At 72.0% G+C, this 16,575-nt stretch carries 17 protein-coding genes and 1 pseudogene; 10 read left to right on the plus strand and 8 right to left on the minus strand.

The genetic code is table 11. From position 1 onward, the window contains the following. Position 1: 1 nt before the first annotated feature. The gene (locus tag ACTWQF_RS11820) at positions 2–1,075 is read right to left on the minus strand and encodes a DMT family transporter (RefSeq protein WP_443279218.1); all 1,074 of its coding nucleotides are present in this window, start codon (positions 1,073–1,075) and stop codon (positions 2–4) included. Between ACTWQF_RS11820 and ACTWQF_RS11825 the strand changes: the two genes are divergently transcribed. Both ACTWQF_RS11825 and ACTWQF_RS11830 read left to right on the plus strand, forming a co-directional pair. Next, entirely contained in the window at positions 1,074–2,531 is a 1,458-nt protein-coding gene (locus ACTWQF_RS11825) for an aminotransferase-like domain-containing protein (RefSeq protein WP_443279219.1), read from the plus strand. The genes ACTWQF_RS11820 and ACTWQF_RS11825 overlap by 2 nt on opposite strands. 109 nt (positions 2,532–2,640) lie before the next feature. Then, complete coding sequence (locus ACTWQF_RS11830) at positions 2,641–3,207, plus strand: histidine phosphatase family protein (RefSeq protein WP_443248743.1); 567 nt, start codon at positions 2,641–2,643, stop codon at positions 3,205–3,207. A 32-nt stretch (positions 3,208–3,239) separates the two neighbouring features. On the opposite strand, the gene ACTWQF_RS11835 is transcribed toward ACTWQF_RS11830, so the two are convergent. The 4 genes from ACTWQF_RS11835 to ACTWQF_RS11850 form a co-directional block, all read right to left on the minus strand. After that, a complete protein-coding gene (locus tag ACTWQF_RS11835) occupies positions 3,240–4,319 on the minus strand; it encodes a DUF6461 domain-containing protein (protein ID WP_443279221.1) in 1,080 nt (359 codons plus the stop codon). Between the two features lie 89 nt (positions 4,320–4,408). After that, a complete protein-coding gene (locus tag ACTWQF_RS11840) occupies positions 4,409–5,395 on the minus strand; it encodes an aldo/keto reductase (protein WP_443279223.1) in 987 nt (328 codons plus the stop codon). Positions 5,396–5,555: 160 nt separating this feature from the next. Next, positions 5,556–6,263, minus strand: a complete 708-nt coding sequence (locus tag ACTWQF_RS11845) for a class I SAM-dependent DNA methyltransferase (protein ID WP_443279224.1) — start codon at positions 6,261–6,263, stop codon at positions 5,556–5,558. A gap of 75 nt (positions 6,264–6,338) precedes the next feature. Next, positions 6,339–6,707 carry a VOC family protein gene (locus ACTWQF_RS11850; RefSeq protein ID WP_443279226.1) on the minus strand — a complete coding sequence of 123 codons (369 nt, stop codon included), beginning with the start codon at positions 6,705–6,707 and terminating at the stop codon, positions 6,339–6,341. Between the two features lie 93 nt (positions 6,708–6,800). Between ACTWQF_RS11850 and ACTWQF_RS11855 the strand changes: the two genes are divergently transcribed. After that, on the plus strand, positions 6,801–7,106 hold the full coding sequence (locus tag ACTWQF_RS11855; protein WP_443279228.1) for an ArsR/SmtB family transcription factor: 306 nt from the start codon (positions 6,801–6,803) through the stop codon (positions 7,104–7,106). 37 nt (positions 7,107–7,143) lie between these two features. Here the strand turns inward: ACTWQF_RS11855 and ACTWQF_RS11860 are convergent, their stop codons facing one another. Continuing rightward, a complete protein-coding gene (locus ACTWQF_RS11860; RefSeq protein WP_443279230.1) occupies positions 7,144–7,524 on the minus strand; it encodes a hypothetical protein in 381 nt (126 codons plus the stop codon). A 76-nt stretch (positions 7,525–7,600) separates the two neighbouring features. Between ACTWQF_RS11860 and ACTWQF_RS11865 the strand changes: the two are divergent. The 7 genes and pseudogenes from ACTWQF_RS11865 to ACTWQF_RS11895 form a co-directional block, all read left to right on the plus strand. After that, positions 7,601–7,729: pseudogene (locus tag ACTWQF_RS11865) on the plus strand (VOC family protein); the annotation flags it as partial. Between the two features lie 178 nt (positions 7,730–7,907). Further along, positions 7,908–8,936: an N-acetyl-gamma-glutamyl-phosphate reductase gene (gene argC / locus ACTWQF_RS11870; protein ID WP_443279231.1), complete on the plus strand. Its 1,029-nt coding sequence runs from the start codon at positions 7,908–7,910 to the stop codon at positions 8,934–8,936. Next, positions 8,933–10,105 carry a bifunctional glutamate N-acetyltransferase/amino-acid acetyltransferase ArgJ gene (gene argJ / locus ACTWQF_RS11875; RefSeq protein ID WP_443279233.1) on the plus strand — a complete coding sequence of 391 codons (1,173 nt, stop codon included), beginning with the start codon at positions 8,933–8,935 and terminating at the stop codon, positions 10,103–10,105. The genes argC and argJ overlap by 4 nt, the downstream gene beginning before the upstream one ends. Then, entirely contained in the window at positions 10,102–11,064 is a 963-nt protein-coding gene (argB, locus tag ACTWQF_RS11880; RefSeq protein ID WP_443279235.1) for an acetylglutamate kinase, read from the plus strand. The genes argJ and argB overlap by 4 nt, the downstream gene beginning before the upstream one ends. After that, positions 11,061–12,284 carry an acetylornithine transaminase gene (locus ACTWQF_RS11885; protein ID WP_443279236.1) on the plus strand — a complete coding sequence of 408 codons (1,224 nt, stop codon included), beginning with the start codon at positions 11,061–11,063 and terminating at the stop codon, positions 12,282–12,284. The genes argB and ACTWQF_RS11885 overlap by 4 nt, the downstream gene beginning before the upstream one ends. Before the next feature lie 33 nt (positions 12,285–12,317). Next, positions 12,318–12,845, plus strand: coding sequence for an arginine repressor (locus ACTWQF_RS11890; protein ID WP_443248754.1), 528 nt, complete (start codon positions 12,318–12,320; stop codon positions 12,843–12,845). 288 nt (positions 12,846–13,133) lie between these two features. Continuing rightward, positions 13,134–14,264 carry a PQQ-dependent sugar dehydrogenase gene (locus tag ACTWQF_RS11895; RefSeq protein WP_443279238.1) on the plus strand — a complete coding sequence of 377 codons (1,131 nt, stop codon included), beginning with the start codon at positions 13,134–13,136 and terminating at the stop codon, positions 14,262–14,264. A gap of 12 nt (positions 14,265–14,276) precedes the next feature. Here the strand turns inward: ACTWQF_RS11895 and ACTWQF_RS11900 are convergent, their stop codons facing one another. After that, the gene (locus ACTWQF_RS11900; protein ID WP_443279240.1) at positions 14,277–15,308 is read right to left on the minus strand and encodes a bile acid:sodium symporter family protein; all 1,032 of its coding nucleotides are present in this window, start codon (positions 15,306–15,308) and stop codon (positions 14,277–14,279) included. A gap of 325 nt (positions 15,309–15,633) precedes the next feature. After that, a complete protein-coding gene (locus ACTWQF_RS11905) occupies positions 15,634–16,518 on the minus strand; it encodes an SCO6745 family protein (protein ID WP_443279242.1) in 885 nt (294 codons plus the stop codon). Between the last annotated feature and the right edge of the window lie 57 nt (positions 16,519–16,575).

The following is a 16,575-nucleotide window of genomic DNA, read 5'->3' on the forward strand; positions in this document are numbered from 1 at the left end:
GTCAGGCGCGGCTGCGCTGTACGACCACGATGCACACCAGCACGGCGAGCGCCGCCGCCGGTGCGGCGGGAGAAAGACGCTCACCGAGTAGGAGCACCGCCCACACCAGCGTAAGCAGCGGCTGCGCAAGTTGCACCTGGCTCGTACGGGCTACTCCGGCCAGCCCCATCGCGCGGTACCAGAACAGCATCCCGATGAACTGGGAGCCCAGCGCGCCCCACGCCAGCCCCGTAACGGAGTGCGCGGTCAGCGTGACGGGCTCGTGCGCCAGGGCGAGCGCTGCGCCGACGGCGGCGAGCGGCAGACAGCACACCAGCGCCCACCCGATGACCTCCAGCGCGGGCAGTTCCCGCGCCAGCCTGCCGCCCTCGGCGTACCCGGCGGCGCAGACCAGCAGCGCTCCGCACAGGAAGAGATCGCCGACGCTGGGGGCGCCGCCGCTCTGGTACAGCGCGAACGCGACCACCACGGCGGCCCCGGCCAGCGCCGCGACCCAGAAGAGCGGGGCGGGCCGGGAGCCGGTGCGTACCGACGAGTAGAGGGCCGTCGTCAGTGGGAGCAGCCCCACGACGACCGCGGCGTGCGAGGTGGTGGAGGTCTCCAGGGCGAGGGTGGTCAGCAGCGGAAACCCGATCACGACGCCGGACGCGGCGAGCGCGAGCCCGCCCCAGTGCCGCCGCGCCGGAAGCGGCACCCGCCGCACCATGAGCACTCCGCCCGCGACCAGCCCGGCGAACATGCCCCGCAGCGCCGTCGCCGACCAGGGGCCGAACCCCTCCAGCGACCAGCTGGTCGCGGGAAAGGTCAGCGAGAAGAGAACGACCCCGAGCGCGGCGAACACGACGCCGGTCCGGGCGGTCCGGTCCACAGGTGCGGGGGCGGAAGGGGCCGGGTGCGCTGCGGGTTGCGACGGACCGGGCAGGGAGGGGACGGCCAGGCCGGGGGCCGGTTCACCGGGTACGGTCCCGCCCCGCGGTTCCGCGGCCGGGGCCGGGGACGGGGCCGGGGACGGGGCCGAGGCCGGGGACGGAGCCGCTATCCGTGCAGTGCAAGTAGCGCTATCGTTGTCTCTCATGGCAGAGCGTAGCAGTGTTGCTGACCTGGCCGCTTCGTTGCGGGATGAGCTGGACCGCTACTCTCCCGGCGGGAAGCTCCCGTCCAGCAGGGTGCTGGTCGAGCGGTTCCGGGCCAGCCCGGTGACCGTCTCGCGCGCGCTGGCGGTGCTGGTCGCCGAGGGGCTGGTGGTCACCCGGCCCGGGATCGGTGCGTTCCGCGCCGAGGCGCGGCGCCCGTACGACGCGCTCCAGCAGCGGGGCGACACCTCGTGGCAGGAGGTGGCGCTGAGTGCGGACGCCTCCGCGGACCAGATGCCCCGCAGTGTCGATGCGAGCGGTGTGACGACCACGCTCGATGTGCCGCCGCCGGGCGTGCTGGAAATGAACGGCGGCTATCTGCCGCCCGGATTGCAGCCGGAGAAGGCTCTCGCCGCCGCGCTCGCCCGCGCAGGCCGGCGGCCCGGAGCCTGGCGACGGCCGCCCCTCGAAGGTGTGGACGAGCTGCGCGACTGGTTCGCGCGGGAGATCGGCGGGCCGTCCGGGACGGTCGCTGCCGAGGAGGTGCTGGTCACCGCGGGCGGGCAGGCGGCGATCACCACCGCGCTGCGCGCCCTCGCGCCCCCAGGAGCCGCCGTACTCGTGGAATCCCCCACCTATCCCGGCATGCTCGCCGCCGCCCGGGCCTCGGGTCTGCGCCCGGTTCCGGTGCCGGTGGAGCCCTGTGGCGTACGGCCGGATCTGCTGGCGGACGCCTTCCGGGCCAGCGGCGCCCGTGTCTTCGTCTGCCAGCCGCTGTTCCAGAACCCGACCGGTGCCGTGCTCGGAGCCGACCGGCGCCGCGAGGTGCTGCGGGTGGCGCGCGAAGCAGGCGCCTTCGTCGTCGAGGACGACTTCGCCCGGCAACTCGCGCACGAGGACGCCGGACCCCTCCCGCCCGCGCTGCGCGCCGAGGACCCCGACGGGGTGGTCGTGCACATCCGCTCGCTGACCAAGATCACATCGCCGAGCCTGCGGGTGGGTGCGCTGGCCGCGCGCGGGCCGGTGCTGGAGCGGCTGCGTGCCATCCAGATCGTCGACAGCTTCTTCGTTCCGCGGCCGCTCCAGGAGGCGGCGCTGGAACTGGTCGGCGCCCCCGCCTGGTCCCGCCATCTGCGTACCGTCGCCGCCGAGTTGCGTACCCGGCGCGAGCTCATGGTCACCGCGCTCGCCGGCGAGGTGCCCGTGCTGGGCCTCGACCACGTCCCGCGCGGCGGCTACCACCTGTGGCTGCGGCTCCCCGACGGGGCCGACGAGGGTGTGCTGACCGCTGCCGCGCTGCGTGCCGGTGTCGCCGTCGCCCCCGGCCGCCCCTACTTCGCCGCCGAATCCGCGGCCCCTCATCTGCGGATCACCTTCGCTCCGGCGGCGGCCGAGGGCGACATCGTGGAGGGCGTACGCCGCCTCCGTACGGCCTGCGCGGAGGTACTGCCGGGGTAGGGGGACGGGAGTTGACCCGGTGTCAGAAGCGCGTTCCGGCCCAACTCCCGGAAAACTGCGGTGTGTCGAGACTCTCGAACACCCAGCCGTACCGCTCTACCCTCACCGCATGCACGTGCGTATGACGCTGCTCGCCGCGGGCCGCAGCTCCTCGTTGGCGGTCGTCCGCTTCGGCGAGGACCGGTCGCTGGACGCCACCGGGTGGGAGGAGGCCGTCCGGCGGGCCCCCGACTTCTCCTACCTGGCGGCTGCCGAGCTGCGCTACTGCTCGCCGTCGGCCCGCTGCCGCGAGACAGGCGCCGTGCTCGGGCTCACCCCGCTCGCCCAGCCGGCCCTGCTCGACTGGAACATGGGCCGCTGGCGCGGCGCCACCCTCGGCGAGGTGGCGGCGCGCGAACCGGACGCCGTCCAGCAGTGGCTCACCGACCCGTGCTCGGCCCCGCACGGGGGCGAGTCCCTGCTGGCCTTCATCCGCCGGATCGGCGGCTGGCTGGACACCCGGCCGGTGGGCGCCGGCGAGTGGGCGGTGGCCGTCACCGAGCCCTCCGTATTACGAGCAGCGCTCTGCTACGCCCTCAAAGCCCCACCGCACGCCTACTGGCAGCTGGAGACCCACCCCCTCGCCACCGTCACACTCACCGGGAAGGCGGGCGACTGGCATCTGGACCTGTCGTGATCCGGCCCAACCCCCGGTACTGATCGCCGACTTCAGCCCTCGCACGCCGCTCTGTGGAGGGCGTGGAGCAGCCAGAAGCGGTCTGCCTCGGGGCTTCGGCGGTCGTCGGTCATGGCGCGGGAGAGGTGGAACATCGGTGGGGGCCCGGCGACCGGAGCGCCGTCCTCGCGGGCGAGCAGATCGCCGAGCGTCTGCCATACCGCCGCCCGGCGCGCTGCCGGACCGCCGTATCCCGCACCGCGGCCGGCCGCGCCCTCGCCGGCCGCAGCCCGGGCCGCGAGATCGGCCCGCAGTCCGCTGCGGCCCTCGGGTGGACCGCAGCCGTCCAGGACGGCCAGCGCGAGCGTGCACAGCGCGTCGTCGGCCAGGCCGTGGTGCCGGGCGGCCAGCTCCACGCCGTAGCGCTCCATCTCCGGTACGGCGCCCGGCCCGAGGTCGGCGGAGAAGGACCGGAAGGGTTCCTCGGCCAGCAGTGGTGAGTCCTCCAGGCCCTGCGGCAGCACGGCGGAGGGCACTTCCACGATCTCCGCGTACAACTGCGGGGCGGATGCCCATTCCTCGTCCAGCCGGGCGCCCGTGGCACGCGCGACGGCGGACGCTCCGGCGGCATGCCAGTCGCTGCCCGTACCGAAGGAGAGCCCGTCCAGATACGCGTCCCACGCTTCGGGAGCCGCGCCATGGCGGTCCTCCGGGAACAGCATCTCGAAGGCGGAGAGCACCAGTCCGTCCTCGGCGAGGGCGAGCTTGGAGAGCGCGTCGTCGTTCCAGTAGGCGCTCGCCGCCCGGCCGCCGAGGCGGGAGAGGGGGCGCAGCACCTCCTCGCGCGAGCCCTGGAAGCCGTTGTACTCGACGACCACCACGGCGGGCCCGGCCTGGGCGACCGCGATCGGGGACGTTTCGCGGTCGGTGCCATCGAACAGTTCTTCCAGGAGATCCTCTCCCAGCACCCGCTGCACGGCCCGTTCCGGGTCGCCGCCGAACAGCCGGATCACCTCGGCGACATCAGCACCATGTACGGCGGTGATGCACGCCGCCTCGTCCAACGCCAGCTCGCTCAGCAGCGCGCCGAACTCCTTCTGGGCGCCCTCGCTCTTTTCCACGCTCTCAGCCATGGAGACGAGTATGGGCGGGGGAACTGACAGTGGCTGCTCGGCGGTTGCTGATGGGCGGTTCGATCAGCAGTTGCGCTCAGCGGTTGCGCTCAGCGGTTGACGAAGGCCAGGGAGCCGTCGTCGTAGCGGGCCCCGGCGATCCGGTCGCGGGGTGCCGCCGCCTCGATGTCGGCCAGTTCCGCGGCGGTGAGGGAGACCGAGAGCGCGGCCACGTTCTCCTCCAGGTACTTCTGCCGCCGGGTGCCGGGGATCGGCACCACGTTGTCACCGCGGTGCTGCACCCACGCCAGGGCGAGCTGCCCCGCCGTGACCCCGCGCTGCTCGGCGAGCTGGTTCAGCCGCTCGACGATCGCCAGGTTCCGGTCGAAGTTGTCCCCGGCGAAGCGCGGCATGCTGCGCCGGGCGTCGCCCTCCTCCATGGCGTCGACCGACGTGTAACGGCCCGTCAGGAAGCCGCGGCCCAGCGGCGAGAACGGCACCACCCCGATGCCCAGTTCGCGGCAGAGCGGGGCGATCTCGTCCTCCAGGTCACGCGTCCACAGCGACCACTCGCTCTGCAACGCGCTGATCGGGTGCACCGCGTGGGCCCGCCGGATGGTCTCCGCGCCCGCCTCGGACAGCCCCAGGTGGCGGACCTTGCCCTCGGTCACCAGCTCGGCCATCGCCCCCACGGTCTCCTCGATCGGCACCTCGGGGTCGACGCGGTGCTGGTAGTAGAGGTCGATGTGGTCGGTGCCCAGCCGCCGCAGCGACGCCTCGCACGCCTGGCGTACGTATGCGGCGTCGCCCCGGATGACGGTGGGCTCGCCCAGCTTGTTGGCGAAGCCGAACTTCGTCGCCAGCACCACCTTGTCGCGGCGGTCGGCGAGGGCCCGGCCGAGCAGCTCCTCGTTGGCGCCCGCACCGTAGAAGTCGGAGGTGTCCAGAAGGTTCACGCCCAGATCGAGAGCCCGGTGGATGGTGGCGACGGAGGTCTCGTCGTCGGAGGAGCCGTAGCCGTGGCTCATCCCCATGCAGCCGAGGCCCTGCGCGGAGACGGCGAGATCTCCCAGATGACGGGTGGGAAGGGCGGTCATGGTGGTACCTCCAGTGCCGGGGCGCCGGGGTTCGGGGCCCTGGCGCAGGTCGGTGCGATCTGTCGTCGACGCTAGGTGCTGGAGTGCGCTCCAACGCAAACCCGCCGCCGCACCTCGTACGCTCGAGCCGCCCCCCGTACGCTCAAGTCGCCCCGTACGCTCAGTCCGCCTCCCGGTGCCACACCAGCGCGGCCGAGATCGGGTGGTGACGGTACTTCTCCCACTTCGGCTTGCGCTCCAGCCAGCGCTCGTCGATGACGCCCTCCCGCATCTCGGCGAGCCGCCATCCGGCGCCCAGCCCCGCTGTCACATGGTCGCTGAGCAGGTGGACGTGGGTGCTGATGGCTACGTGCTCGCCGGAGGCGTCGGTGAAGTGGGTCGGCATGCCGGAGGCCATGATGAAGTGTGGGTGGAAGGCGACGACGACGCAGTGGGCGCCCGGCGCCGCCAGTCGCCATGCCTCCTGGTAGAACGGCCGCAGATCGGGCAGATGCTCGTCCATGAGCGAGGAGATCACCAGGTCGTAGGCGCCCGACTCCAGCCCGGTGGCGCGTACGTCGCCCTCCCGGAGCCGGTCGTGGACGCCCTTGGCGCGGGCCAGCCGCAGCATTTCGGGAGTGAGGTCCACCCCGTCGAGCGTGCCGGTCACGCCCTGCCGCCGCAGCCAACTGCCGGTCCGCCCGGTGCCGCACCCCAGGTCGGCCGCGCGCCGCACCCCGCGCCACTCGGGCACGGTCAGCTCGTCCAGCAGTGCGAGGTCCATCACGTCCTCGACGGTGTCCTCGTAGGTGCTGACCCACTGGCCGTACCCGGTGGCCACGTCCACGGTGCGGTAGCCACGCGTGTCGAAGTCGGAGAAATCCAGCATGCGGGCGAGTATCACGGCCCTGCGAGGGCATGGCGACAGGTTTTCCCTTGTCGGCCGGCCGTGGCCCGGCCCGGCTCAGGCCCCCGGTTGCGAGGCGCTGAACTCCACGTACTCGATGGTCGAGCCGCCCTGGTGCCGGACGGTCAGGTTCCGGCCGGTGGGCACCATGTTGGGGCCGTCGAGGATCTTGCCGCTGTGCTGCTCGGTGATCTGCAGGGCCTCGTCGAGGGAGTCGACCAGCACGGTGGCGTGGGTGCCGCGGTAGGGGGCAAGCGCCTCCGTCGTACCGGCCAGCAGGAGAAATCCGCCGATGGTCGCGAGTTCGAGACCCCGGTAGCTGAAGCGCTGCCTGGGCTGTTCGCCGGTGAGGTCGACAAAGGTCGGTAGCGCGGTGTCCAGGTCGTCGACGTAGACGCGGGCGAGGGTGGTGCGGGCTGCGGGCATGACTGTCTCCTTGATCATTTCGATTTTCCCGAAACGTTGAACTGAGCGGCATACTACGGGTCGGACCTGGCGATGAGGAGGAGGGGAGGGGTGGTGACGCAGCCCTCACGCGAAGAGGCGGCGGATCTGGAGATGTCCGTGGTGCTCCACGCCTTGGGCGATCCGGTGCGGCTGGCTCTCGTACGCGACATGGCGGAGAGCGGCGAGAGCCCGTGCAGCCCCGAGTGGCTCCAGGTGCCGCGCTCGACGCTCTCCAACCACTGGCGGATCCTTCGGGAAGCGGGCCTCACCCGTACCCGCCGGATGGGGAAGGCCCGCCTGATGTCGTTGCGCCGCGACGCTCTCGACGCCCGCTTTCCGGGGCTCCTGGACGCGGTACTGGCCGACGGGCGACGCTGAGGCACGCGCAGGGAGGGCCACGCTCAACACCGCGGCATCAGCGACGCGGCTCCGTACGCGCCAGAGCCTCGCGCGCTGCAAGGTACCCCGCGACTTTGAACGCCCGCTCATGGGAGCCGAACCGGTGGGCGCGGGCCTGCCGCAGCACCGCCCGGGTTGCCGGAACGACGCCGTGCTCGGGCAGGCTCAGCTGCTCCTCGATCCCCGCGGCTGCCGCCGCGAAGAACCGCGGCAGATCCGCGGCGGGTTCGTACTCCACCGTCAGCCCTTCGGCCGTTTCGAAGACGAAGCCCTCGGCCGGTGAGGGTTCGAAGTCCACGGTGATCTCCGCGAAGTGCGGGGCGCAGTTCTGCTTCTGGTGCAGCACGTGCACGCCGCGTATCGGATACGGCGGGAACCGGGGCGGCACTGACGTCATGCCGAAACGCTACCGTCGGCCGGTGGCCGTACGCGGGGCAGCAGCGTCGCCGGCACTACTGCGCACGCGGTGAGGGGCAGCGGCCCATCAGACGGAGTTGGTCGCGCGCCTCAAGGCTCTCGGTGCGACGCCCGCCCACGTGGGCCAGGGCGAGGTGCCGTGGACGTGTCCGGCCGACCCGGAGGGTCACGAGTTCTGCGTCCTCGCCCTGTCCTGACGCGGAGCCGCTTGCGTGCCGGGGCGAGATCACCTCGCTCGCCGACCACAACACTCAGCTCACCAACCGAAGCGCTACGTCACAACGGTCTCGGACGGTTGATCACATGATTCTTTGCATAAAACTGCTGCCCAGCGTATAGTCATGCTCCTGAGGAGGAGGTTTCATGGCAGTGCGCACTGCAGTGGCGGGAGCGAGCGGTTACGCGGGGGGTGAGGTGCTGCGCCTGCTCGCCGGGCATCCGCAGGTCGAGGTCGGGGCGCTGACCGGGAACAGCAACGCCGGGCAGCGCTTCGGGGCGCTCCAGCCGCATCTGGTGCCGTACGCGGACCGGGTGCTGGAGGAGACCACGGCGGAGGTCCTGCGTGGTCACGACGTGGTCTTCCTCGCCCTTCCGCACGGGCAGTCGGCGGCCGTCGCCGAGCAGCTGGGCGACGCAGTGCTGGTCGTGGACTGCGGCGCCGACTTCCGGCTGACCGACGCGGCCGACTGGGAGCGGTTCTACGGCACCCCGCACGCCGGCACCTGGCCCTACGGACTCCCCGAGCTGCCCGGCGCCCGCGAGGCGCTGCGCGGGACGAAGCGGATCGCGGTGCCCGGCTGCTTCCCCACGGCCGTCTCCCTCGCGCTGGTGCCCGCCTACGCGCACGGCCTCGCCGAGCCCGACGCCGTGATCGTCGCCGCGACCGGCACCTCCGGCGCCGGCAAGGCCCTCAAGCCGCACCTGCTGGGCAGCGAGGTCATGGGCTCGATGAGCCCGTACGGGGTCGGTGGTACGCACCGGCACACCCCCGAGATGATCCAGAATCTCTCGGCCGCCGCAGGACAGCGCGTCAGCGTCTCCTTCACCCCGACCCTCGCCCCCATGTCCCGCGGCATCCTCGCCACGTGCAGCGCCAAGGCCACCCCCGGCACCACCGCCGAGCAGCTGCGGGCCGCCTATGAGAAGGCGTACCAGGACGAGCCGTTCGTCACCCTGCTCCCGGAGGGCCGGTGGCCCGCGACGGCCGCCGTGCAGGGCTCCAACTCCGTGCACCTCCAGGTCGCGTACGACCCGGAAGCGGACCGGATCATCGTCGTCAGCGCCGTCGACAACCTCACCAAGGGCACCGCGGGCGGTGCCGTGCAGAGCATGAACATCGCCCTCGGCCTGGACGAGGGACTGGGACTTTCCACGATCGGAGTCGCACCATGAGCGTCACAGCGGCCGGCGGGTTCACGGCGGCGGGCATCGCAGCCGGACTCAAGGAGAGCGGGGCCCCCGACCTCGCACTCGTCGTCAACAACGGGCCGCGTGTCGAGGCGGCCGGGGTCTTCACCGCCAACCGCGTCAAGGCGGCGCCGGTGCTCTGGTCCGAGCAGGTCCTCAAGGGCGGCCGGGTCTCGGCGGTGGTGCTCAACTCCGGCGGCGCCAACGCCTGTACGGGCGCTCCCGGCTTCCAGGACACCCACGCGACCGCGGAGAAGGCGGCCGAGGCGCTGACGGCAGCCACCGGCACCGAACACAGCGCGGCGGAGGTCGCGGTCGCCTCCACGGGGCTGATCGGGCTGCGGCTGCCGATGGACAAGCTGCTGCCCGGCGTCGAGACGGCAGCCGCCGCGCTGTCCGAGCACGGCGGCGAGAAGGCAGCCCTCGCCATCAAGACGACCGACACCGTGCACAAGACGGCCGTCGTCACCAGCCCCGCGGGCTGGACCGTCGGCGGTATGGCCAAGGGCGCGGGCATGCTCGCCCCGGGCCTGGCCACCATGCTCGTCGTCCTGACCACCGACGCCGACCTGGCCGCTGACGAGCTGGACGGCGCGCTGCGCGCCGCCACCCGCACCACCTTCGACCGCATCGACTCGGACGGCGCCATGTCCACCAACGACACGGTGCTGCTGCTCGCCTCCGGCGCGAGTGGAGTGCGCCCGGAGCAGGCCGAGTTCGCCGAGGCGGTCCACGCGGTCTGCGCCGACCTGGGACAGCAGCTCATCCGGGACGCGGAGGGCGCTTCCAAGGACATCCGGATCGAGGTGGTGGGCGCGGCCAGCGAGGACGAGGCCGTCACGGTGGGCCGCACCATCGCCCGCAACAACCTCCTCAAGTGCGCCATCCACGGCGAGGACCCCAACTGGGGCCGGGTGCTGGCCGCCATCGGCACCACGGACGCGACGTTCGACCCCGACCAGCTGGACGTGGCCATCAACGGCGTAGAGGTCTGCCGCGGCGGCTCCGTCGGCGAGGACCGCGACAAGGTCGACATGCGGTTCCGCGAGGTCCGCATCACCGCCGACCTCAACGCCGGCTCCGCGTCCGCCGTCATCTGGTCCAACGACCTGACGGCCGACTACGTCCACGAGAACAGCGCGTACTCCTCATGAGCATTCGACAGCCGAGCAGCGCCCGCAAACACACCGCACTGCCCAAGGCGCAGATCCTCATCGAGGCGCTGCCCTGGCTGACCCGGCATCACGGCAAGACCGTCGTCATCAAGTTCGGCGGGAACGCGATGGTGGACGAGGAGCTGAAGGCGGCCTTCGCCCAGGACGTGGTCTTTCTGCGGCACGCCGGGCTGCGCCCCGTCGTGGTGCACGGCGGCGGCCCGCAGATCAGCAAGCAGCTGGACCGGCTGGGCCTGGAGTCCGAGTTCCGCGCCGGACTGCGGGTGACCACGCCCGAGACGATGGACGTCGTACGGATGGTGCTGGCGGGCCAGGTGCAGCGTGAGCTGGTCAATCTCCTCAACCAGCACGGTCCGCTCGCCGTCGGCATGACCGGCGAGGACGCCCACATCATGGCGGCCACCAAGCACTTGGCCGAGGTGGACGGGGAGGCCGTCGACCTAGGCCGGGTGGGCCGGATCAGCTCCGTCGAGACCGGTGCGATAGAGGCGCTGCTGGACGACGGCCGGATCCCGGTCATCTCCTCCATCGCCCGCAGCGCCGACGACGATCATGTTTACAACGTCAACGCCGACACCGCAGCCGCAGCCCTCGCCGCCTCGCTGGGTGCCGAGACGCTGATGGTCCTCACCGACGTGGAGGGCCTGTACGCGGACTGGCCGAACAGCGACGACGTGATCAGCGAACTGACCGCCGCGGAGCTGGAGAAGCTGCTGCCCGAGCTGGCGAGCGGGATGGTCCCCAAGATGGAGGGCTGCCTGCACGCCGTACGCAACGGGGTGCACACGGCCCGCGTACTGGACGGGCGGGTGCCGCACTCCATCCTGCTGGAGATCTTCACGGACGAGGGCATCGGCACGATGGTCGTCCCCGACGCCGCCCCCGAGCCACGCGAAACACGCCGGAACACATCGCACAACGCGGAGGGCCACGCATGACCGTCACGCACGACAACTCCGCCCTCACCGGACGGTGGCAGGGCGTGCTGATGAACAACTACGGCACCCCGCGCATCCCCCTCACCCACGGCGAGGGCAGCCTGCTGTGGGACGCGGAGGGCAAGCAGTACACCGACTTCGTCGGCGGTATCGCCGTCAACGCGCTGGGCACCGCGCACCCGGCCGTGGTGCGCGCCGTCTCCGACCAGATCGCCACCCTCGGCCATGTCTCCAACCTCTTCATCGCCGAGCCGCCCGTCGCGCTCGCCGAGAAGCTGCTGGAGGTGGCGGGCCGCCCCGGGAAGGTGTACTTCGCCAACTCCGGTGCGGAGGCCGTCGAAGCCGTCTTCAAGATCGGGCGGCGCACCGGGCGTACCCACATGGTCGCCACCCAGGGCGGTTTCCACGGCCGCACCATGGGCGCCCTCGCGCTGACCGGTCAGCCGGCCAAGCAGGAGCCGTTCCACCCGCTGCCGGGCGACGTCACGCACGTCCCGTACGGCGACGCCGAGGCGCTGCGCGCGGCGGTCACCGAGGAGACCGCGCTGGTGATCGTCGAACCGATCCAGGGCGAGAACGGCGTCGTCGTACCGCCCGAGGGCTATCTTGCCGCGGCCCGCGAGATCACCGCCGCCACCGGAACGCTGCTGGTGCTGGACGAGATCCAGACCGGCGTCGGCCGTACGGGGCACTGGTTCGAGTGCCAGGCCCAGGGCGTCGAGCCCGATGTCATCACGCTCGCCAAGGGGCTGGGCGGCGGGCTGCCGTTGGGCGCCACGCTCGCGTTCGGCGCCGCGGCCGAGCTGCTGGAGCCGGGCCAGCACGGCTCCACCTTCGGCGGCAACCCGGTCGCCTGCGCCGCAGGTCTCGCGGTGCTGGAGACCATCGCGGCCGACGGGCTGCTCGACCACGTCAAGCGCGTCGGCGCCCGGCTGCGCGAGGGTATCCAGTCCCTCGGCCACCCGCTCGTCGCGCAGGTCCGTGGTGCGGGGCTGCTGCTGGGTATCGTGCTCTGCGAGCCGGTCGCGCCGCGCGCGCAGCAGGCGGCGCAGGACGCGGGATTCCTGGTGAACGCGGTCGCCCCGGACGTCGTCCGGCTCGCTCCGCCGCTGATCGTCGGCGAGGCCGAGGTGGACGCGCTCGTCGGGGCGCTGCCTGCCGTCCTCGACGCGGCAGCGGCCGACGCGGTGGCCGATGCCGCAGCCGGCAGACAGCGATGATCGCAAGCAGATGACCAGAGGGGTACGCGCACGATGACCGAGGAGCAGCACGGGGGACAGGCCGTCCCGCAGACGCGGACGGCCCGCCATCGCCGTATCGTCGACATTCTGGGCAGGCAGCCGGTCCGCTCGCAGAGCCAGCTGGCCAAGCTTCTGGCCGACGACGGGCTCACGGTCACCCAGGCCACCCTCTCCCGGGACCTCGACGAGCTGGGCGCCGTCAAGATCCGCAACACCGGGGGGGAGCTGATCTACGCGGTCCCCGCGGAGGGGGGCGACCCCACCCCGCGGGCTCCGCTGGGCGAGTCCGCCACCGAGGCGCGGATGGCGCGGCTCGCCGGTGAACTCCTCATCTCCGCCGAGGCGTCCGCCAATCTCGTCGTGCTGCGGACCCCTCCGGGGGCGGCGCAGTTTCTGGCCTCGGCCATCGATCAGGCGGGGGTGCACGAGATCATCGGCACCATTGCGGGGGACGACACGCTGCTGCTGATCAGCCGTGCGCCGGACGGTGGGCAGGCCCTCGCCGATCATCTGCTGGCGTTGGCGCAGAAGGAACGGTGAGGGCTTCGCCTTTGTCGCGGGGCGGCAACTCACCGTGGGGGCTTCGCGGTTGGCCGGGTGCGGGTGCTTTGTGGCTTGGCGCGCACGCCTCGAAGCAAGCGAAGCGCCCGCGAGAGGCGCAGAAGGGGCTGTCCGCGCCCCTTCGGGGCGCGCCATTCCGCGTGCGCCTTCCGGCGATTACTCTCACGGGAGCCAGTAGCGCACCACCCCCCACCCAGGTTGCACGCTGGCACAAGCGCCCCCCCGCAGCCGGGTGACGACTTGACCGCTGCCTCCAGGAGGATCACGGTGAAAGTTCGCAAGCGCTCGGCGGTTCTCGGCACGCTCGTGCTCGCCGCCTCACTCGCGTTATCCACGGCGTCCGCCGAGGAGAAGACCGCACCACGACAGGCAGACGTCGCCCTCACGAAGGTCGCCGAGGCCAAGAACCCCACCGCCGGAACGGCGGGTCCCGACGGCACGGTGTGGATCGCCGAACGGCCCGGCACCGTACGGGTCCTGGACGAGAAGGGGCTCGGCGACCCCGTCGTCGACATCACGGACGAGACCACCGTCGACGGTGAACGCGGCCTTCTGGGCCTCACTTTCGACCCCGGCCATGAGCATCTGTACATCTCGTTCACCGATCTGAAGGGCAACAGCCGCCTCGACGAGTTCGCCGTCGAGAACGGCGAGGTCCAGCAGGACAGCCGCCGCACGGTCCTCACCCAGGAGCAGCCGTACGCGAACCACAACGGCGGCGACATCGCCTTCGGCCCGGACGGCATGCTCTACGTCGCCTTCGGCGACGGCGGCAGCGCCAACGACCCGCAGGACAACGGCCAGAATCTCGACACGTTCCTCGGCAAGATCCTGCGCATCGACCCCGCCAAGGGCGACCCGTACGCAGTCCCCGAGGACAACCCGTTCGTCGGCAAGCCGGGCGTGCGGCCCGAGATCTGGGCGTACGGGCTGCGCAACCCGTGGCGGTTCTCCTTCGACTCCGCGAACGGAGACCTGCTGATCGGTGATGTCGGCCAGAACCGCCGCGAGGAGATCGACTGGGCGCCAGGCAGCAGCAAGGGCGGCGAGAACTACGGCTGGGCCAGGATGGAGGGCACGCTTCCGGTCGCGGGCGAGGAACCCGCGAACCACGTGCCGCCGGTCTTCGAGTACGACCGCGGCTCCTCGCGCTGTTCGGTCACCGGCGGCTACGTCTACCGCGGCAAGGCCATCCCGCAGCTGCAGGGCAGATACCTCTTCAGCGACTACTGCGAAGGCGACATCCGGGCGCTGGAGATGAAGGACGGCAAGGTGACCGGCGAGACCAACCTCGGCGTCAACGGAGGTGAGGTCGTCTCGTTCGCCGAGGGCGGCGACAAGGAGATCTACGCACTGGCGCTGGGCGGCGACGTCTACCGGATCGACCCGGCGGCGTAACCCCGCGGAGCCCTAGGGGTTCTGGGCCTCACCGGCGTCCTTCTGGGCGGCGGTGGGGCCGCGGTCGCGGTAGGTCATCCACGCGGCGACCACTGCCCCCGAGACGTTGTGCCACACCGAGAAGACGGCGGCGGGCAGCGCGGCGAGAGGGCTGAAGTGCGCGGTTGCGAGGGAGGCCGCCAGGCCGGAGTTCTGCATACCGACCTCGAACGCCATGGCGCGGCTCGCCGGCTTGCCCAGCCTGGCCAGGCGCCCCGCACCGTAGCCCAGCGCGAGCCCGAGGCCGTTGTGCAGCACGACCGCCAACAGCACCAGCGCGGCGGCCGACTTGATGGCGTCCGCGCTCCCGGCGACCACCACGGCCACGATCACCGCGATGGTGAGCGCCGAGAGCCACGGCAGCACGGGCAGCGCCCGTGTCACAAGCCGCGCCGCCACCAGGCGTATCACCAGCCCGGCGAACACCGGCAGCAGCACCGTCTTGAGGATGTCCGTCACCATCGACCCCGCGTCCACGGGCAGGTACTCGCCCGCGAGCAGCAGCGTCAGCGGGGGAGTGACCAGCGGGGCGACGACCGTCGACACGGTGGCTACGGAGACCGAGAGCGCCACATCGCCCCGCGCCAGATACGTCACCACGTTGGACGCGGTACCGCTCGGCGCGCAGCCGACGAGGATGACCCCGGCAGCCAACTCCGGTGACAGGTCGAGCGCGTGCGCGACCAGCCAGCCCAGCCCCGGCATGATCACGTAGTGCGCCACCAGCCCCAGCGCCACCGCCCACGGCCGCTTCGCGACGCCCTTGAAGTCCTCCGGGGTCATCGTGACGCCCATACAGAACATCACCACGCCCAGCAGATAGGGCACCGCTTCACCGCCGCCCTCGAAGGTGCCCGGGGTGAGCAGGCCGATCACTCCGGCGAGGAGGACGAGGACGGGGAAGAGGGTCACCGCGCGGCGGGCCCCGCGCTGTTCGGCTGTGGCACCCGGGGATTCCGCGGAATCGGGCGCGCCCGGCGAGGTGTTCTGGTGTTCGGTTCGCACCCGGAGAGAAAACGCCCTGGTGGGGCTGGTTGGCAAGGCTGTCTCGCGATGTGACCCGCCGGTGGTCCCCAGGGACCCCTGAGCCGCTGGGGCTTGCCCCGCGGATCTTGGTCCGCCCCTCTGTTGTTCCGGTAAGCCGGTAACGGGGTGCCCCAGCCCGTCGCTTGCGGGCTGCGGGTGGGCCGGGGCTTGGCGCGCACGCCTCGAAGCAAGCGAAGCGCCCGCGAGAGGCACAGAAGACCAGTCCCGCGCCCCTGACGGGGCGCTCTCCCCTACTGCGCTTGCCCACCCATGCCGGGCACGCAAGATCCGACGGTCCCGGGGCCTACCGGGGTCCGGGTGCTCGCACGGTGAGGATGCCCAGCGTGGACCGGGCGGGCAGCAGCCCGGATTCGATCACGGCGGTGAACGCCGGGCGGTTGAGCTCCGCCAGCCGGGCGCAGCCGTCCTCGCCGAGGGCCTGGTACGGCGCCGCGGCGAGCTCGTCCGTCACCCGCTCCACCTCGTCCCGCACCTCACGGCCCCGCTCGGTGGCGGAGCCCTCGGCGTCGACCAGGCCGCGCTCCATGAGCCGGTCGCGGGCCGCCGCCCACTCCTGCTCGCTCCACCCGCGCGAGGCGAAGTTCTCCACCGGAGCCGCGCCGATCCCCGCGAAGGACACCAGCGCCTCGCAGCCGTCCAGTCCGGCGGCCTGCAACGCCACCAGATGGCCGTCGCCGCGGTGTTCGCGGAGCACGTTCGCCGCCTGCCACAGCATCAGATGCGGCTCTTCCGGCCAGTCCAGCGCGGCGTTGGCGGCAGCCAGTGGGCGCCCGGCGAGATCGGCGGCCTCCGCGGCGGTGCGGGCCAGCTCGGCCGCCTCGGCGAGGCCGGGGTCCGCGATCCGGTCACCGAGCATGGCGCGCAGCGTCGCGTCCACGCCCCGCGTACGCGCCTCCAGCACCGCCCCGGGCGAGGCGGTCCGCCAGATGCCGGGCACGTGCTCGGCGACCGCGTGCGGGCTGAAGCTGTAGAACGTCGCCGTCACCAGCTGGGCCGTCGCTGCTCCGAGTGGAGCCGCCCGCAGGGCGAAATAGGAGGGCCAGCGCGCGGTGGTGTCGTAACCGAGGGCACTGGTCTGTGCGGCGACCTCGGGGGAGAAGTAGACGGACGCGTAGACGGGTTCGAGCTGGTGCCACGTCTGCCGCGCGAGACTCGGATAGTCAGCCATGGCCGTAAGCTATCCGGCAATGTGAACGCCGTCAACATGCGGAGGGTGGGCCTTGGT

The organism is Streptomyces sp. 8N114 (genome assembly GCF_052245835.1).
In the GTDB taxonomy this organism is placed as follows: domain Bacteria; phylum Actinomycetota; class Actinomycetes; order Streptomycetales; family Streptomycetaceae; genus Streptomyces.

Coding starts and splice junctions, on each gene's coding strand:
- argC (WP_443279231.1), top strand. CDS start 7,908: ATGGCAGTGCGCACTGCAGTGGCGGGAGCGAGCGGTTACGCGGGGGGT.
- argJ (WP_443279233.1), top strand. CDS start 8,933: ATGAGCGTCACAGCGGCCGGCGGGTTCACGGCGGCGGGCATCGCAGCC.
- ACTWQF_RS11860 (WP_443279230.1), bottom strand. CDS start 7,524: ATGACGTCAGTGCCGCCCCGGTTCCCGCCGTATCCGATACGCGGCGTG.
- argB (WP_443279235.1), top strand. CDS start 10,102: ATGAGCATTCGACAGCCGAGCAGCGCCCGCAAACACACCGCACTGCCC.
- ACTWQF_RS11835 (WP_443279221.1), bottom strand. CDS start 4,319: ATGGCTGAGAGCGTGGAAAAGAGCGAGGGCGCCCAGAAGGAGTTCGGC.
- ACTWQF_RS11825 (WP_443279219.1), top strand. CDS start 1,074: ATGGCAGAGCGTAGCAGTGTTGCTGACCTGGCCGCTTCGTTGCGGGAT.
- ACTWQF_RS11885 (WP_443279236.1), top strand. CDS start 11,061: ATGACCGTCACGCACGACAACTCCGCCCTCACCGGACGGTGGCAGGGC.
- ACTWQF_RS11840 (WP_443279223.1), bottom strand. CDS start 5,395: ATGACCGCCCTTCCCACCCGTCATCTGGGAGATCTCGCCGTCTCCGCG.
- ACTWQF_RS11850 (WP_443279226.1), bottom strand. CDS start 6,707: ATGCCCGCAGCCCGCACCACCCTCGCCCGCGTCTACGTCGACGACCTG.
- ACTWQF_RS11830 (WP_443248743.1), top strand. CDS start 2,641: ATGCACGTGCGTATGACGCTGCTCGCCGCGGGCCGCAGCTCCTCGTTG.
- ACTWQF_RS11905 (WP_443279242.1), bottom strand. CDS start 16,518: ATGGCTGACTATCCGAGTCTCGCGCGGCAGACGTGGCACCAGCTCGAA.
- ACTWQF_RS11890 (WP_443248754.1), top strand. CDS start 12,318: ATGACCGAGGAGCAGCACGGGGGACAGGCCGTCCCGCAGACGCGGACG.
- ACTWQF_RS11820 (WP_443279218.1), bottom strand. CDS start 1,075: ATGAGAGACAACGATAGCGCTACTTGCACTGCACGGATAGCGGCTCCG.
- ACTWQF_RS11845 (WP_443279224.1), bottom strand. CDS start 6,263: ATGCTGGATTTCTCCGACTTCGACACGCGTGGCTACCGCACCGTGGAC.